Here is a 16669-nt window from a genome sequence, read left to right on the forward strand (position 1 = left end):
TCCTGCGAGTACTTCCTCGGTGGCGCCACTACTTCCTCGTTCCCTGTTCCAGGCGATCCTATTGGACACCTGTCCGAGAACTTCGAGGCACCTCAATCTCGCCCGCCCTGCCCGGCCGAACCCACGACCTGACCGCGGCCCGACGGCACCGGGTCATCGCCACCTGTATCCGCCTGGGCATCCCGGTCCTGGCCGGCCGCGGCTACCAGGGAGCCGGCGACTCCGTCGCCGTTCCCCACACACGACGCCCGGGTAAGGACCTCACGGTCAAACAGAAGTGCGTCAACCGAGCGCACTCCCGCATGCGATGGCCCGTCGAGAGAACGATCGCGGCGGTGAAGACCTGGCGGATCCTCCGCAAAGCCCGCTGCAAACCGAGCCGGATGACGTCATCGGCAAAGCCATCCTCACTCTCGAGACTCACCGCTGAACAAGCTCAGGCCCTCCTCACCAGACAGATCCCCGTCCTCGCCGACCACGCCTACCACGGCGCCGGCGCCACCGTCCGCACCCCCTACCACCACCACCGCGAACAAGCCGAGCACTACCAGCACTTCAACCACGACCACGCCAAACTGAGAGCGCCCGGGCGAACGCGCCTTCGCACAGCTGAAGTCCCGGCGGATCCTCCGACGAGCCCGATGCCCCACCCGCCGCATCAGCACCATCATCCAAGCCATCCACACACTGCTGACCTGCAGCTATTCAGGATGAAAACGGCTAAGTGAGCAGACCCCGCAGGTAGACCTGCCCCCACCGACGCTGGTCGTTTCTCGCGAACGGCTCGAAGACCTCTGCCGCGAAGTCCTCCAACTCGGCACGCACGGATGCGATTTCCTCCGGAGTCACACGTCCTCAACGCCACACCAAGCCCCCAGGACACCCAACACCAGCCCCGACCTGACCAAGCCCTACTAGAAGCGCGGATGGACGAGCAGCTATCGCAAGTAAGCCGTGCCGGTAGGTGAAGTTTGGGGCTATGGGTTGCGCTCAGTACTCGGTGGCGCTGACACGCAGCCTGTACACCACTCCCTTGGCGCTACTGCCCAGTCGCATAGCAGACTTATCGTCAACTAATAGGAATGGATGGCGCTTGTGAATAGATTGGAAGCAAAATGTCCTCTTTATCTGGACGGCGTCGCCGATGGGCTGTCGCTGCCAGCCCTTCTCTAGCGGTTTCCTTGATCGTCTTACCCAGCGTCGCAGCTGCCGCCCCCGCTGCCATCACCAAAGCGGCCAGCACCAGCTCTAGCGAAGCACCAGTCCGGTCATACCTCGTTAACACGAAGGCGGATCCGGCTACTGTCGGTAAGATCGAGAACGCCATTACAGCCACTGGCGGAGCGGTCATCGCCACCCACAGCGAGATCGGCGTCATCGTTGCCCACTCAGCCACCCCCGGCTTCGCTCAGTGGGTCCGGACCCTGCCTGGCGTGCACAGTGCTGGAGTGACTCGCAGCACCGCATTGCAGTCGGCCGCAACTACGGTCGTGGGCAAGCCCTTCGAACTCGGCGCTACCGCAGCAGTGACGGCGGCAGGGCGGTCGGGTAGTACGCAAGAACCGCTGGAACCGGAGCAGTGGAGCCTGCGGGCGGTGAAGGCGGACCAGGCCGCCGCGGTAAGTCCTGGAAGTCCTGACGTCACGGTTGGTGTCATCGACACCGGTGTTGATGACACGCATACTGATCTGGCGGCCAACTTCTCCGCTGCGCAGTCGGCAAGCTGTGTAGGAGGGGTAGCCGACACATCCCCCGGGGCGTGGCGCCCGTACGATCCAGACAACGACTATCACGGCACACACGTGGCAGGAGAGATCGCCGCAGCCCGCAACGGTATCGGTGTCGCTGGCGTCGCACCAAATGTCAAGGTCGCGTCGATCAAAGTCAGCGAACCAGGCAGCGCCTTCTTCTACGCAGAGAGCGTCATCTGCGCCTTCATGTTCGCAGTCGACAACGGCATTGAGATCACCAACAACAGCTACTACGTGGATCCTTGGCTCTTCAACTGTTTCTCCAACCCCGATCAGAGGGCTGTCGTCGAGTCCGTGAACCGGGCGGTTCGGTACTCTAGAAGTCAGGGAGTGCTCAGCATCGCTGCCGCTGGCAACGCTAACCACGACCTCGCGTCCTACGCTCTTGCCGATGCCACGAGCCCCAATGACGCCTTGCCGGTCCCACGTATTGTGTCGCCACGCCAATGCCCACAGGTTCCCACCATGCTGCCAGGCGTGGTCACGGTGTCAGCCACCGGCGCACAAAGCTTGAAGTCCAGCTTTTCCAACTACGGCCTTGGAGTCGTTGATGTTGCAGGTCCGGGCGGTGACCAGTACCAGATCCCGAAGACGCTGCTCATGAACGGCGGCATTCTTTCCACGATGCCTGGCCAGCGGTATGCATTCCTCCAAGGGACCTCTATGGCCGCACCGCATGTGGCCGGCGTTGCGGCGCTCATCAAGAGCGCCAGACCTAGCGCTACTCCCTCGGAAATCGAGCAGCGCCTCAAAGTTCACGCCTACAACCCCGGTTGCCCTAACGGGCTCTACGATCCTGACGGAAATGGTCAGCCAGATGCCAGGTGTGTCGGTGGATCACGCTATAATAACTTTTACGGCTTCGGAATCGTCGACGCACTGGCTGCTTTGACTCCATTCCCTCCTCAAGGAGCAGGTTCCTCGTGAGGTTCGGCTAGTTCCCCGGCCTGGCGTTCCTTCGTCACAGGCTGGCTGCTGCTGAATCCTACACAGGCGGAGAGCGTGCCGACGGCCGCTATTGCTCGGCTCCGCGCCGCGGCCGGCAGTTATTCCATCCGCGAACCGCCGAAGGGAACCGGCGGCTCGGGGTGTTTCGGTCGGAACGCTGCTGTTCGGCCTGGGGTCGAACAGCAGCAGCACCCCGCCAGCAGCCGGAACGCCTCCCCTCACACGAGCCCGGACACTGGTGACAGCAGCACGGCGGCCGGAGTGCCGTCAGGGCCGGTCAGCGGCGTTCCGCTCGTTATCTGGGGTCGTCAGGCCATCCGCGCAGATCAGCGTCCGATCGAGGTGTAAGGCACGTACGGCACGTGCACCGGCTCGTCTGCGCTACGGTGTCGGCGGCTAACCGGGCTGCGCCGCCCGGGGGTTGTCTCTCTGGGGGTCGGGATGACGGTCACACGCGCCCTTGAAGGTCGATTTCCGAGCATCCGACGAAGGAGAATGCCAAAGCGGTCGGCACGCGCCTGCGGACCGTGGCGGAAGTGCAGCTCGAACCGCTACTGGCGGTGGCGGGGAGGGCACGCGTACAGGGCCCCTGGATTCGCCAAGCACCTCTCGGGGCTTTCTGTTGGCGGGCCGCGTTATCTCGGGTGCCGAAAAGTGGCAAGTGTGTTGACCGCACTAACATCGGCATTAGTGCAGGTCAGAACCTTTAGCTATGCGTGACCGCCCGCACATCGCCATCAGATCGCGAACGCCACCTTCGCCGCCCGCAGCACCGAGTTGTAGGACGAACATCTCCTGCTCGTCGCGCCGATTCGAGGCGATCTCCCCACCCTTGCCACCTCGACATGGCCGCACGACTGAATCTCGCCGCGGCCACGGTGCCAGGACCCCGTAGCGCAGAGGGCAAGGGGCCAATCTCACGCGCGCTTTGATCGTGTAGTGCCGTTGTGGGTGGGGTGCCGGCCGGCGTGGTGCATGTGGGCGAAGGGGCCGCCTGCGGCCACAAGGCCGTGGTAGGTGCCGTGTTCGATGATGCGTCCGGCCTGGAGTAGGTAGATGTGGTCGGCCAGGGCGAGGTTGGTGATGCGGTGGGTGACCAGCAGGACGGCCCGGTCGCCGCGGTGGCGGGTGACGGTGTCGAACAGGTGGGCTTCGGCCAGGGGGTCCAGGGACGCGGTGGGTTCGTCGAGGATGAGCAGGTCGGCGTCGCGGTGGTAGGCGCGGGCGGGCGCGATGCGCTGCCATTGTCCGCCTGACAGGTCGCTGGCGCCGCCGTACTGCCGGTTCAGGACGGTGGCCGGGCCGTCGGGAAGGGAGGCGAACAGGTCAGTCAGTCCGGCGGTGGTGGCGACCTCGGCGGTGCGGGCCTCCGTGGTGGCGTCGCCGAGGGTGATGTTGTCCGTGACGCTCATCGCGTAACGGGTGTAGTCCTGGAACACCCAGGCGATGCGATGGCGCAGCTCGGCCGGGTCCAGGGACTGAGTGTCGTGGCCGTTCCAGGTGACGGTGCCGGTGTCGGGCTCGTAGAGCGCGGCGGCGAGCATGGCGAGGGTGGTCTTGCCGGAGCCGTTCTCGCCGACCAGGGCGATCACCCCTTGGGCGGGCACATCGAGGTCGATGCCAGTCAGGGTGTCGTGGTCGGCGCCGGGGTAGCGGAAGCCGACTCCGCGCAGGGCGAGGGTCTGCAGCGTGGGGACCGGGCCAGCGGGGCCGGAGCGTTCGTGATGGGTGCCGTCGTGGCGCAGGGAGGCAAGGTCAGCCAGGAACAGGCCGGAGGACTGCATGCTCGCGCCCATCGCGATGATCGAGGCGGTTGCGCCGCGCACCTGCAGCAGCGCGTACAGGGAGGCGGTCGCGGCCCCGGCGCTGGGCCGGGCGAGAGCCAGGGTCACGCCGACCACGGTGAAGAACAAGAGGGTCGACGTGGCTCGGGCGGCCACCTCGCGCAGCTGCACGCGCAGCCCGATGCGGAAGTTCCGCTCGGCCACATAGCCGGCGACCGCCTGCCAGGAGTCGTTCAGCCAGTGGGTGGCGCCGAAGGCGCGCAGTTCCCGGGCGCTGGCCGGGTTCAGTGCCAGGTTGTGCAGATAGGTGCTGCGGCGTTGGTTGGCGACCATCTCGGCGGTGGCCCGGTAGCGGTAACGGGCGTTGAGCAGCTCGGCCACCACCTGGGGTGCCAGGCAGGCCGGGGCCAGCAGCGCCAGCAACGGTGACAATTTGATCACCGCGAGGAGCGCGGCGATGCCGGGCAGGGCCGCGGACAGGATCCCGGCGGTCTGCATGACCGCGCTGGAGGCCTGGGCGGCGCCCATGTCGGCGCGCTGCAGCCGGTCGAAGATGGCCATGTCCTGGAAGGCGACCAGGCGAGCGCGGGCCGCGGCCTGCAGTACCTCGCGTTGCGCGATCACGCCCAGGCGGGTCGAGGCCCGCAGGGCGATCAGTCGGCCCGCCTGGGAGGCCATCGCCCGGGCGGAGATCAGCACAAGGAAGGGCCAGCCCGCGCGCAGCGCGGCGCCCGGCGTTTCCTGGCCCGCCAGAACCTGGAGCAGGAGGTCGAACCATTGGGCGGCGGCGGTGACGCTCGCCACGAGCAGGACCGCTGCCGCCAGCTGCAGCACCACCATTCCTGTGGTGGCTGCCCGTCCGGAGTGCCAGGCCAGTCGGGCCGCGAAAACCATGCCGCCGACGACTGCGCGCCATCCGCGCACCGTCGCCTGCGACCCGTCACCGAACAACTAGGGTCCCGGGGACCCGACCGTCGGGCCCGTTCGAGGCCCGTCGGCCCGCGCTGGATCACCGGGCCGTTTCAGCACGCGGCGACCGGCTCTGGGCCAGGGGTCGGGTGCGCTGCGCACAGATCGGTGACCAGCCCGTCCGCGGGGACGGTCCGGGCTGGAACGAGCGCGGCGGTCGCCGCCAGCGCCGTAATCGCGCTCTCGGTGGTGGGCCGGCACACCCAGCACACCAGCTGCGCCGCCTGCTCGTCGGCGCCAATCACCCGCCCGGTGCCGCCCGGGCCAGGGCACCGGGTTCATGGCCGCGAACGCGACCGGGGCGCCAGCGGGCCGTTGCCGACCGGATGCACGCGGGCATACGCCCGACCCGACCGGGAGTACAGGCCCACGCGTGCGGTGGGACAGATCCGCCAGCCCGCCCGGGCCAGCCGCGACGATCCCTTCGCGACCTCCGAGAGCCGGTTGTTGGGCACCAGCACCACCCCGTGCCCCGGGTGCCACACCTCGCCACAGGACACCGCCACCGCCACCTCACCCGCCTTAGCACCGCACTCGGCACCGGACTCGACGTCCCTCCCCCCGCCGTAGCTGTCGAGCAGGATGTCCAGCACGTCCGCCGTCTCGGCCACCGTCCGCAACCGGCACACCAACGCACCACCGCGGTAGACCAGGTACAGGTCCCCGGGCCGCTCCACCGTGACCGTCACCGGCGCAAAGCCCGCCACCAGCTCCCGCCCCGCCAGCCAGCCCGCAAGCTCGCCCTCCGCGCGCCCGCGCAACGCCACCCCAACCACCCGCCCGCCCCCCGCGCGCACCCGGTACAACCGCGTACCCGCACCGGAGGCCACCTTCACCGAACACGACGACGGACCCTCCTGCACCACCACCGCCGGATCACCCCCGCAGCCAGTGATCAACACGCGGGTCGCCTCGTCATACCCGACGAACAGACGCGGCTTTGTTCCCGGCTCGAGCCAGAACCCCGACGGCGTCCCCAGCCTCGCCGCCGACCCCGCCAGCGCCGCCACTGCGGGCACCGCCGCCGCGGGAACGTGCCCGAACACCCGCGGTCCGGCCCCGTCGCCCGCGGCCACCACACCCACGCCCGCCTCGGCCAGATCCCGGTCCGCGTCCAGATCCGCCAGCAGCTGCCCGCCGCACCCCTCGGCCGCCGCCACCGCCAGCACCGCACCGTCCAGACCCGCAACCGCGATGGTCCGCTCCGGCGTGATGACGCTGCTGCAGCGCGAGCTTGGGCACCTGCGGGTCCAGGAGGAGCTGCCCCTCAAGGGACCGGTCGACGTCGGCCGCCGCACCCGCTGGACCATGGGCGCCGTCGTCCTCGACACCGGCGCCCGCGTCGGCGAGCTGCGCGCGCTGCGCCTGGAGGACCTCTCCCCCGCCCTGGAGGAGGTCCGTATCGTCCGCCGCCCCCAGAACCGGCGCCCGGACAACCCAGACGTGATCGAGGTCTACCCCCCCTGCGCCGCTCCACCCGGGCCGCGCTCCAGCGCTGGCTCCTGGTTCGCCGCCTGCTCATGGAGGGGACCGGCTGTGGGTGGCCGTACGCGGCAACCACTCCAGAATTGTTGACGACAACAGTGGCCCGCAGCACCGGCCCGCCGGCACCCCCTTGCAGCCCCGCGGCGCCGGACGTGCCTACACGGCCGCCGTCGCCAAGGTCAACATCGAGCTCGCGGGCGAGCCCGGCTGGGAGCTGCTCCCAGAGCGCATGGAGCAGCTGCGCCGAGGCGTCGCCGCCCCCGAGGTCTACCTTGTCCCGCCCGTGCCGGACGCCGAGAAGGCCGTCGAGTACATGGACCGCCTGGCCGAGGCCGGCCGCCAGCTCGCTGCGCTGCCCGACGCCCGCTCCACCGCACACCTTCGGCCGCGCCGCCCGCGACGCGGCCCGCCACGTCCTGCGCGAGGCATGGCGGCTGGGCGTTCACCACCAGGTCCAGCTCGACGTGCTGGGCGACTCCGGCCTGCTCGCCCACGACACCCCGCGCGCCGGATGGGAACCGGAGCTGCTGCGCGCCCTGGACCGGGCCGCCCGCCTCGCCCCGCTGTAGATCTGTTGGACCCAGCACCCCTTACCAGCCACATCCTCCCCTGCGGGAGTGCCTGCGGCTTTCCCCGTGAGACCAGACCGCACCGGGATGACCCGCGAAAAGGAACGTCCGTGGAACCCGCGAGACCGTTCACCGCGTACACGCGTGGCGAATCGCACCCCAACCACCGGTCGAGGCAGCCGACCATGGCGTACGTGATGCCGACGAGAAGAAGGCTCGCCCCGTTTCCCTGGTCACCACCGACTCAAGGGCGGCGCCGCCCTCGGAGCCACCCGCCCCGGAGAGCCCGGCCCCTTCGGCATCTGGCCGGCCGACAACACCTCGGAGACCGGCGAGGACCAGAAACACCCCGACGAAGCCGACGCGGACCCGCGAACTCGCCCGGCAGGCCGAGGCCGTCACGCCCGTTCAGGCGGCGCGCCGGTCGTCATCGACCTCCAGAGCGCAGGCCAACAGCTCCATCAGCGCCTGGACGCCCACTTCCGTGGCGGCCGCTTGCACGCGACGTGCTCGGCAAGCCAGCCGGTCAGCTTGTCCGCGTCCGCGACGCTGCACTCGCGGAAGCCGACGTGCTCCCGGATCTGCGCGCGGTGGTATTCGATCGTGCGGCCGGTCCAGTCGTACGAATCCAGCTCGGCGGCGGGCACCTGTACCTGCCGGGCGACGAACTCCACGGCCTCGCCCGGCAACTCGAACCGGCCCCGGGGAAACCGGCCGTACTGCGTATAGAACTTCAGCAACACGGCGAAGCCCAGTCGCGCCGCGCTTGCCGGACACAAGTCCCTGCTCGTCCTTCAGCAGCATCCAATGCTCGACCAGTTCGTCCAGGTCCAACGAGTTACGGGCCACGATCGCCGATCGTCCTCGCGGGGCTTCACACACCGCAGCCGTACGGCCTCCGGCTCACCCGCACGAGGGGTGCCCTGACAAGATCACCGCCGTTTGCGGCTGGTGACGATCCTGCTGGCTTATTCCGTGCCCGGCGGGGCGGGCGGCTCGTTGGTCGGGACGGCAGCGGCCGTCTTGGGGGTCCCGGTCGCGGGTGGGGTGTGGAATGTCGATGCAGCTGAGGCCGTGGCCGAAGGTGCCCGAGCTGACCGAACAGGTGGCGCGCCGCCGCCGTCAAATCGTAAGCCGACCGAGTCGGGGCAAGGTGGCTGACGCGGGTGCGGTCGAGCGGGTGGCCGTTCCACCAGGCATCGAGGCGTATGAGGTTGAGCGCGACGGCGGAGAAGACGTGCTCCAGGTGGGTCTTCTGGAGACCAAGGTAGCGGGCACGTCTCATCCCGGTGACCGCGACGGCCTGGTGGATGGTTCCCTCGATGCCCGCGCGGGTTCCGTACTTGGCTCGCCACTGCTCGTCGCCCTGCTGGAGGCGGGCATGGTCGAGGGCTTCTTGCAGCTCGCGGGGTTGCAGGGAGAGGGTCCGGCCGCCGGTCTTCGAGCGGGTGCACTGGTCGCGCACCGGGCAGCGGCGGCATGTCTCCTTGTCGAACTTGATGACGATGGCCTTGCTGCCGCGCAGGGTGACGGGGCTCCACCAGGTGCTGGTGTCCCCGCGTGGGCAGGTGGCCTGCCGCTTGTCCCAGTCGATGGTGAACGCGGTGCGGTCGAACCCGGCGCCGGCAGGTGCCTGGGGTGAGCTGTTCAGCAGGACCGGGGTGACCAGGGTGACCCCGAAGTTCTTCTTCATGCCCACGATCAACTCGGCGGACGCGTAACCGGAGTCGAGGAAGCGCTCCGCGGGCAGCAGATCGCGGGCGGCGAGCATGCGATGGACCGGTTCGGTCATTTCCGCGTCGGTCACCGTGGCGTCGGTGGTCGCGATGCCCGTGATCAAGCGCGGCGGCGGTCCGTCGGCTCCAGGGACCAGCGCCTGGCCGTCGGCAGCCGGGTCCTGGTCATCGGCATCGTCGCAGGACTCGCTGATGTGGATCTTGTAGCCGGTCCACCAGGAGGTTTGAGGCCGTAGCGGGCGTCGGTGTCGTACGGAGAGGCCAGCCTCAGTCTGCCGGGCGGGAGATCTTTCCTCTCCTGCCGCTTCACCTCCGCTCCGGCTTCGGACACGGTGCGGAGGTAGTTCTGCACCCACATCGAGCCGGCCGTAGACCAGAGCCACCTCCTCGCGCTTGCTCGTCGAAGCTGGCGGATGCCAGGAGCGAGTCCGCGGACCGTAGCGTTCGGCCCATTCCCGAACGGGCACCACCCCGGCCAACCAGTCCGGGGCCGCGCAGGCCAGCGCCTCCAGCGTGCCCGCAGCGTCTCCCCGCCAGCTCCAGCCTGTTCAGATCGCGTACCGCCGCCAGCCCGCGGGTGGAGTCGGTGCGCTGCTCACCGCCCGCCTTCACCAGGCCCCGGGCCTTGAGCGCGATCAGCAGCAGGTCGAGCACCTGCTCCTCCAGCCCGTGCTCGACCAGTCGCGCGCGGAACTCGGACAGCACCGAGGCGTCGAACCCGGGATCATCCAGCTCCAGGCCGAGGGCGTATTCAAGTCCATGCCGTACCGCACCCGATGCGCGGAGGCCCGGTCGGTGAGGTTCTCGGCGAACTGCAACACCATCACCAGCGCCAGCTGGCCCGGTGACCAGCCCGGCCTCCCTCGGGTTCCGAACGCCTCGGCGAACTCGGCGTCCGCGAACAACTCGCCCAGCTCGTCACGGACCCGCATCGCCAACGGGTACGGGCCCCGTGCCGCCACCGCCCGCGCCACCTGTTCGGTCAGCTCGGGCACCTTCGGCCACGGCCTCAGCTGCATCGACATTCCACACCCCACCCGCGACCGGGACCCCCAAGACGGCCGCTGCCGTCCCGACCAACGAGCCGCCCGCCCCGCCGGGCACGGAATAAGCCAGCAGGATCGGTGACACGGTTCTTACCGGCACCCCAACCACCGCTGCCCATCACACCCGCGTGGCAGGCAGCAGCCGACCGGGGCAGGGTGCTCGTCCTCCTGACTCCGCCAGACACCCTCAGGCAGTCGCTGCCAGAGAACTCCAGGCAGTCCCGCTTCAAGCTCAAGACTTCACGCGGACGCCGGCCAGTGTCTCGAAGCACCCGGTAGATGGCCCGAAGCATGGCCGAGATGTCTTCCGGTGGATAACCACGGTAGGCGAACTCGTCTCCGAGGTGTTCGAGGTGAACATCGAGCTGGCGTATCACCGACTCCGGTATCGCCTTGCCGATCTCGTCCTCGTTGGAGTCCTCGCGGACGATGCGATGCTGGCTGTGACGGGCGAACGTGCCATGCAGCTCATCCAGCAGTCCGGCACTGCGGCCGAAGTCCAGGATCGTATAGAACGCGGTCAGCGAATCAGCCCGGTGCTTGCTGATTTGCAGGTCGCCGTCGCGCTTGGTCAGCTTCCGGAAGGCGTCCGCCACCAAGGTCATCTCGGCGAACCTCACGCTAGTGGGGTCCATCCCGCTTCCCGGGAGCCGCCCGAGCACGGTCGAGGCGACGAGGCAGGCCGCCAGATGCCTGCGGAAGCGTGTGTTGGCCGGGCGAGTGGAACGGGCCCACTCCATCACGGTCTCTCTTGGCCACGGTTGCGTCACCGTAGTGAAGTTGACAAGAGACGTGCGGGTCCCCGGCGGGCGCTTCTGCGTGCGGTCCGACGCGTAGACCACGGCCTTCATGTCCCAGACCAGCTTGTCCATGGGTTGGATACCCGTGAAGCGATCACGCCCCTGCTGTATGGACCACGCCACCTCCTTCACCAGGGACACGACGTTCGCGGCTCCGCGCGGCGCTCATCCCTGCACTTATTACGCGGAGCGACTTCGTGTCGGACCCTGGAAGACGAGGTTCGCTTCGGCTCGTTCGAGCGGCCGGTGGCCGACCTCGTCCATCACCAGGACGCTGGGACGCAGGTAGGTGCGGAGCTTGCTGTTCAGCCGTCCTGAGGCTTCGGCGGCTGTGAGGTTGCGGACCATGTCGTCGAGGCTGGTGAAGTAGATCGAGTAACCGGCCCGGCAGGCCGCGACCGCGAGGGCGACGGCGATGTGAGTCTTTCCGACTCCGGGCGGCCCGAGCAGGGCAGCGTTCGCCTTGGCCTCGACGAACGAGAGGGTGGCGAGGTCCTTGACCTTGCGTGGGTCCAGATCGGGCTGGAAGGAGAAGTCGTAGTCATCGAGCGTCTTGTGGTGCGGCAGTTTCGAGTTCCGCAGGCCCTGGCGGAAACGGCGGTCGTCACGGACGGCGAGTTCTTCCGACAGCACCAGATCCAGGAAATCGAGGTAGCCCATCTTGGCCTCGTCAGCCCGCTGTGCGTACTGGTTGAGGGCTTCGGCCAGGTGGGGAAGGCCGAGCTTGCCGGCCGTGGTGCGGATGCGGGTGGAGACCAGCTCGCTCAAGACGATTCCTTCTTCCTGGGTGCGGTGATGAAGGGACGGGTGCCGGTCAGCTCGTCATAGACCGACAACGGCCTGCGGCCGACCGGGATGCTGGCGGCCGCGGCCCGGGTCAGCAAGGACTGCAGCGATGCGACGGCCATCGTGCACTTCCAGGCGTACGGCTTCCTCGTCGGAGACGCAGAGCCGGATGTCCTTGGCGCGGTCGGGCAGGGCCTCGGAGGAGAAGGACCATGCCTAGCCGGGCCTCGAAGAACCGCTGGGTCGTCTTGGTCATCATGGTTCTCATAACTCGGCATCCAGGACGCGGGGGGTGCCGAGTGGCGGCGGACGAAACCGCTGGGGGAGACGCAGTGGTGGGCGGTGCGGGCTTGCGGACCAGCAGGAGCTGCGAGCCTGCCGCCTCGAGCCGCCACTCGCGTTCAGCGGCTATGGCGCCTCCGGCCCCAGGTCCGGCATGGCTGGGGGCGATTACGCCATAGAGATGAGGCAGCGCAAGAACGTCCAGCAGCCCTGTGAACGCTGCCGACGCCGGGCCCGCGGACGCGTCGCGGTCGGTGAGGATGTCAGACCAGCGCTCGGCACAGACGCCAACGCCGCTGTCCCAACGTGTTCGCCAGCCAGCACAGGGATGCGCCCACCGCCGCAGGGAGCACGGCTGGAGCAAACGCTCCCTCACCACTGCCCCAATGCTGCTTCGTTTTTTTGGCTGGGTTCTTGCTGCTGTCGGCTCGTGGGTCGGCCTGGCAGGCGCAGCCGGGCGGCCACCCTGTTCCGGCTGCGCGGTGGGGCATCCGACGCAACGTCTCCCTAAACATGAGTCATCAGCGGGCTGCCTCAGAGAGCGCTTAAGCGACTGAAGCGACGCAGGTTTGCTGTTACCTCTCCCCAAAGAGCGACCGGAGGCTTTTGCGGCTGGTCGGGTTTCAGTCGCTTGCGTCGCTCAGTCGCTGGGGATGTGCGCAGCGACTGTAAGCCAGTGACCGGAGCCAGGCTCAGTCGCTGGTGCACGTCAGCCAAAAACCGCAGGTCAGAGCAGCTCGTTCAGGCATACAGCGACTGAAGCGACTGACGCCACCAATATATGAAGACATCCCTCGTGCGCGTGCGCGTCATACATAGAGGCCTTCAGTCGCTTCAGTCGCTGATCTGCGGATGGAGGCGCTTTGACCTGCGGTTATCTCATCGGCAGAGTAGTAGCTACCAAAGGTAGCCAGTCGCTGGGGCTCGCCTTCGGTAGCTGTCCACCGTAGGTCTATATGCGGACACGGGCACAAGATTCCCTGGGGTGCGCGCACCCCAGCGACGGCTTCGCTAGTCTGTGTCCGTCGTTGAGTCGCTTCAGTCGCTGTTAGGGGAACCACATGCCTGCTGAGCTGCGCCTTCACCGCAGCGACTCAGAGCTGTCGACCCCTGCACCTCCAGTCGCTGGGTCACTGACCCTGGCCAAGTGGTGCGCCAACCAGGGGTGGCCAGTTCACCCCCTTGCCCCGCTGCGCAAAACCCCCGCTGCCAACTGCTCCGCCTGCCGAGCCCCGGGCCACACGCATATGGGCTGCCCTTGCCTTGCTGCTGGCCGCTGGTGTCACGGCTTCCACGCCGCCACCCTGGACACGGCGCTTATCACCCAGTGGTGGTCTCAAACCCCTGACCTGGGAGTCGGGGTTGCATGCGGCCCGGCTGGGCTCGTTGTCATCGACATTGACGCCCACTCCCAGGCCCTCCCCTCCCGGGACCGCATTCTGCCGGGCATCCACATCAACGAAGACGTCGACCTCACTGGCATGACCACTGGCTTCCACAGCATTGCTGTACTCGCTGCCCTCAGAGGTCAGGAAAACCCAGCAAACGACACGGGCACACTCCGCGTGAAGACCCCCTCAGGGGGCCTCCACGTCTGGTATCGAACCACCGATCCGCGCCGCTGGCAGTGCTCAACAGGCTCAACCAACGGCCGAGCCCTCGCTTGGCAAGTCGACATCCGTGCTCACGGTGGTTACATCGTCGCTCCAGGCACTACCACTAAGGCAGGTACATATATGCCTGTTGGTCCCGCGCGTGAACCCGCTGCACTTCCTGCCTGGCTGGCCCATGAGCTCGAGCGCACCGGTCATCTGCCAGTCCCCCGTGTGCCTGTCCCCCGTCCTGTCCCTCCCCGCGCTCGACAAGCAGTTGTCAAAGCGGGTGGCGGCCACGACCATGCCACCCGCATCCTCACAACAGCGCTCGCGGAAGTGACGGCATGCGCTGCAGTCACTGAAGGAGCCGACTTCAACGGCAGGCTGAACCGCGCTTCTTTTACAGCGGGCGGTCTCGTCGCGGCAGGCCACCTTTCGCACGAAGCTGCGGAGCAGGCCCTCCTGGAAGCCGCCGCACTTGCCCGCCCCGGTCAGGACCACCGGGCTGCCCAGATCATCCGCAGCGGCATGAACGCCGGCTTCCGTAGGCCCCTGAGCGTGGGTGGCCGCCCATGACTGAGCCCAGCAGCCCCAGCGAATCCTTTCTGTTCGACTTCGATGCCCACGCAGTCGCGGCTCAGATCCTCAGCTCAGCACCACTGCCGTCCCAAAGCCGCGAGCCGCAGCCTGCAGCAGTCCAAGCCACAGCTGCCGGACTGCTGCCCGACACGCTCACAGACCGCGGCAACGCCAAGCTGTTCGTCAAGCTTTACGCCAACGACTACCGCCACGTCCCTGGGCTTGGCTGGTATCGGTGGGATGCGACCCGGTGGCAAATCGACGAAGACGACACCGTCATCTGGGCCGCCGGAGACCTGGCTGAGAACATCGCTACAGCCGACCCACGAGGTCTGTACACCACCCAAGCACTCCAGCAACACCGACGTCGTGCGCTCAGCACCTCCGGAATGAATGCCATGCTCAGCCAAGCACGTTCCGCTCCTGGCATGGTTCTCAATGCATCCCTCCTCGACGCCGATCCCTACGCCCTTTGCACCCCGAACGGCATCGTCGACCTGCACACCGGCCTCATCCGCAAGCCCGACCCGAACAAGGACTTCCACTCCCGCTCAACATCCACCGGCCCACAGCCGATGCCCACCCCCCGCTGGAACCGCTTCCTTACTGACACCTTCGGCGCCGACGACGAGGGCGTCGAAATGATCCGGTTCCTGCAGCTACTCCTGGGCTACTCCGTCACTGGAGATGTCGGCGGTCAGGTAATGCCATTCCTGTTCGGATCAGGTAAAAACGGCAAGTCGGTCCTCTTGGACGTGCTGATGAAGCTCCTGGGTGATTACGCCGACGCTGCCCCGCCCGGCTTTCTGATGGCACGCCCCTATGAAGGGCATCCCACAGACCTCGCCGAACTCCACGGCCGGCGCGTCATCGTCTGCTCTGAAGTTAAGCCCGGCGACAAGTTCGATGAAGCCCGCGTCAAGCTCCTCACCGGCGGTGACCGCATCAAGGCCCGCCGCATGAGACAGGATTTTTTCAGCTTCACGCCGACCCACAAACTGTGGCTGCTAGGCAACCACCGTCCCGAGGTCGGCACGGGTGGCTTTGCCTTCTGGCGTCGCATGCGCCTGATCCCCTTTGAGCGAGTCGTCTCAGATGACCGGAAGATCGACAACCTCGCCGACATCCTGGTCACAGAAGAAGGCCCCGGCATCCTCAACTGGCTTATCGACGGCGCCCGCCGCTACCTGTCCGGCGACAAAGACCTCACAGGGCCCGAACGCGTGCGCATCGCCACCACCGCCTACGCCGAAACCGAGGACCACACGGGTCGCTTCTTCGAGGAATGCTGCGCTCTTAGCCCAGATCACCGGGCCGAACAGGCCCGCCTCTACGCCGCCTACCGGACCTGGTGTCAGAATGAAGGCGCACCGGCCATCTCATCCCGAGCTTTCGCCGCACGGGCTCGAGAACTGGTGGGCCTCGCCTCCCCCAAGGAAATGATCCTGTCCAACTCGCGCAAGTACTACCCAGGCATCGGACTGCTCGTCGACGAGGAGACAGCATGAGCGCCCTCATCACCGAGGACGAGATCAGCCACGAAACAGAGCTCGTCTGGCTCGAGGACATCACCAAGCTCGACTACGTGCGACAAAGCCTGGACCGCCTGCCAACCCGCAAGGGCAAACCCGCCTACCATCGTGACGGCCGCATGGTCGGCTATGCCCTGCTCGGGCCGAACGCAAAACCGTCACGCTCCTCAGGTACCTGGCGCCGCCGGGTCTTCTGGCTGTTGCCCCACGACCGCGACAGCGACCCCCAAGGCCTGTATGCCACAGGCGCCCCTGCTGAGGCAATCGACCCTCGCACTCTCGCTGCCGGAAGCAAAGGACGCAAGACCGAGAGGTCCGAAGGCGGCCCGCCGTCTACAGCCATGCAGGAGCTCGGCATAACGCTGCCTCTGTAGTGAGCCAGCGTTATGCCCACTGTGCGGAGCTACCTGAAACCGCTGCCTAGGAACTAATAACCGGCATCCACAAGCCCCGCTGCGAGGTCGGCAACGCGGCCGATCGGAGAGCTGTATGCCGCCCCGCCGTCAAATCAGGGGTTTGACGGCACAGTGGCTTGTCGAACCGGTCCACCCCTCGAAGGTGCGGCCGGGAAGTCACGCCCATCCCCCACCGGCTCCGGATGTACCCCTGATGGAAGCTGCCCATCCGACGCGAACACAGTCATCAGCACGTTTCAAAGAGCCACCGCTATTTTTCCCACCACTGGAAGACCCATCGAGCAGGTCCTTCCAAGTGGGCTTGATCCGCTTTGACGGACATCTGAGATCAGGGGCTTCAGCCCCGGAAGGATGATGTTCATCATGGAGAGCATGGGGAAGAAGAGGCCGC

13 protein-coding genes and 4 pseudogenes are annotated in these 16669 nt (G+C 67.3%); 8 read left to right on the forward strand and 9 right to left on the reverse strand.

Annotation, left to right across the window (positions count from 1 at the left end; translation table 11 throughout):
* Positions 1–128: 128 nt before the first annotated feature.
* Together ACZ6C1_RS37395 and ACZ6C1_RS37400 are read left to right on the forward strand one after the other, a co-directional pair.
* Positions 129–311, forward strand: a pseudogene (locus ACZ6C1_RS37395) (IS5/IS1182 family transposase); the annotation flags it as partial.
* Between the two features lie 126 nt (positions 312–437).
* A pseudogene (locus ACZ6C1_RS37400) lies at positions 438–714 on the forward strand (transposase family protein); the annotation flags it as partial.
* Between the two features lie 12 nt (positions 715–726).
* On the opposite strand, the pseudogene ACZ6C1_RS37405 reads toward ACZ6C1_RS37400, so the two are convergent.
* A pseudogene (locus ACZ6C1_RS37405) lies at positions 727–849 on the reverse strand (IS701 family transposase); the annotation flags it as partial.
* Positions 850–1448: 599 nt separating this feature from the next.
* On the opposite strand from ACZ6C1_RS37405, the gene ACZ6C1_RS37410 reads away from it, so the two are divergent.
* A complete protein-coding gene (locus ACZ6C1_RS37410) occupies positions 1449–2678 on the forward strand; it encodes a S8 family serine peptidase (protein ID WP_469247529.1) in 1230 nt (409 codons plus the stop codon).
* Between the two features lie 938 nt (positions 2679–3616).
* On the opposite strand, the gene ACZ6C1_RS37415 is transcribed toward ACZ6C1_RS37410, so the two are convergent.
* Together ACZ6C1_RS37415 and ACZ6C1_RS37420 are read right to left on the reverse strand one after the other, a co-directional pair.
* Entirely contained in the window at positions 3617–5317 is a 1701-nt protein-coding gene (locus ACZ6C1_RS37415) for an ATP-binding cassette domain-containing protein (RefSeq protein WP_469247530.1), read from the reverse strand.
* A gap of 413 nt (positions 5318–5730) precedes the next feature.
* Positions 5731–6621, reverse strand: coding sequence for a hypothetical protein (locus ACZ6C1_RS37420; protein ID WP_469247531.1), 891 nt, complete (start codon positions 6619–6621; stop codon positions 5731–5733).
* Positions 6622–6664: 43 nt separating this feature from the next.
* Between ACZ6C1_RS37420 and ACZ6C1_RS37425 the strand changes: the two genes are divergently transcribed.
* Together ACZ6C1_RS37425 and ACZ6C1_RS37430 are read left to right on the forward strand one after the other, a co-directional pair.
* Positions 6665–7027: a hypothetical protein gene (locus ACZ6C1_RS37425; RefSeq protein ID WP_469247532.1), complete on the forward strand. Its 363-nt coding sequence runs from the start codon at positions 6665–6667 to the stop codon at positions 7025–7027.
* Between the two features lie 182 nt (positions 7028–7209).
* Positions 7210–7506 (forward strand): hypothetical protein, encoded by a 297-nt coding sequence (locus ACZ6C1_RS37430; RefSeq protein WP_469247534.1) that lies wholly within the window; start codon positions 7210–7212, stop codon positions 7504–7506.
* Between the two features lie 461 nt (positions 7507–7967).
* On the opposite strand, the gene ACZ6C1_RS37435 is transcribed toward ACZ6C1_RS37430, so the two are convergent.
* The 6 genes and pseudogenes from ACZ6C1_RS37435 to ACZ6C1_RS37460 all read right to left on the reverse strand — a co-directional run bounded on the left by ACZ6C1_RS37435 (position 7968) and on the right by ACZ6C1_RS37460 (position 11996).
* Positions 7968–8285: a DUF4158 domain-containing protein gene (locus ACZ6C1_RS37435; RefSeq protein ID WP_469247535.1), complete on the reverse strand. Its 318-nt coding sequence runs from the start codon at positions 8283–8285 to the stop codon at positions 7968–7970.
* A gap of 95 nt (positions 8286–8380) precedes the next feature.
* Positions 8381–9346 (reverse strand): transposase, encoded by a 966-nt coding sequence (locus ACZ6C1_RS37440; RefSeq protein ID WP_469247537.1) that lies wholly within the window; start codon positions 9344–9346, stop codon positions 8381–8383.
* 531 nt (positions 9347–9877) lie between these two features.
* Positions 9878–10261, reverse strand: a complete 384-nt coding sequence (locus ACZ6C1_RS37445; protein ID WP_469247538.1) for a transposase — start codon at positions 10259–10261, stop codon at positions 9878–9880.
* Positions 10252–11160, reverse strand: coding sequence for a hypothetical protein (locus ACZ6C1_RS37450; RefSeq protein WP_469247539.1), 909 nt, complete (start codon positions 11158–11160; stop codon positions 10252–10254). The genes ACZ6C1_RS37445 and ACZ6C1_RS37450 overlap by 10 nt, the downstream gene beginning before the upstream one ends.
* A gap of 135 nt (positions 11161–11295) precedes the next feature.
* Positions 11296–11856 (reverse strand): annotated as a pseudogene (locus ACZ6C1_RS37455) (ATP-binding protein); the annotation flags it as partial.
* Complete coding sequence (locus ACZ6C1_RS37460; RefSeq protein WP_469247540.1) at positions 11853–11996, reverse strand: hypothetical protein; 144 nt, start codon at positions 11994–11996, stop codon at positions 11853–11855. The gene ACZ6C1_RS37460 and the pseudogene ACZ6C1_RS37455, both read right to left, overlap by 4 nt.
* A gap of 1221 nt (positions 11997–13217) precedes the next feature.
* On the opposite strand from ACZ6C1_RS37460, the gene ACZ6C1_RS37465 reads away from it, so the two are divergent.
* Genes ACZ6C1_RS37465 through ACZ6C1_RS37475 form a run of 3 tightly spaced genes read left to right on the forward strand, consistent with a single transcriptional unit; the run spans position 13218 to position 16236 of the window.
* Complete coding sequence (locus ACZ6C1_RS37465; protein ID WP_469247541.1) at positions 13218–14327, forward strand: bifunctional DNA primase/polymerase; 1110 nt, start codon at positions 13218–13220, stop codon at positions 14325–14327.
* The gene (locus tag ACZ6C1_RS37470; RefSeq protein WP_469247542.1) at positions 14324–15838 is read left to right on the forward strand and encodes a DNA primase family protein; all 1515 of its coding nucleotides are present in this window, start codon (positions 14324–14326) and stop codon (positions 15836–15838) included. Before ACZ6C1_RS37465 ends, ACZ6C1_RS37470 begins: the two co-directional genes overlap by 4 nt.
* Positions 15835–16236 (forward strand): DUF6009 family protein, encoded by a 402-nt coding sequence (locus ACZ6C1_RS37475; protein WP_469247543.1) that lies wholly within the window; start codon positions 15835–15837, stop codon positions 16234–16236. Before ACZ6C1_RS37470 ends, ACZ6C1_RS37475 begins: the two co-directional genes overlap by 4 nt.
* Positions 16237–16669: the final 433 nt, after the last annotated feature.

The sequence above is a fragment of the Streptomyces sp. NPDC041796 genome, from assembly GCF_055590785.1.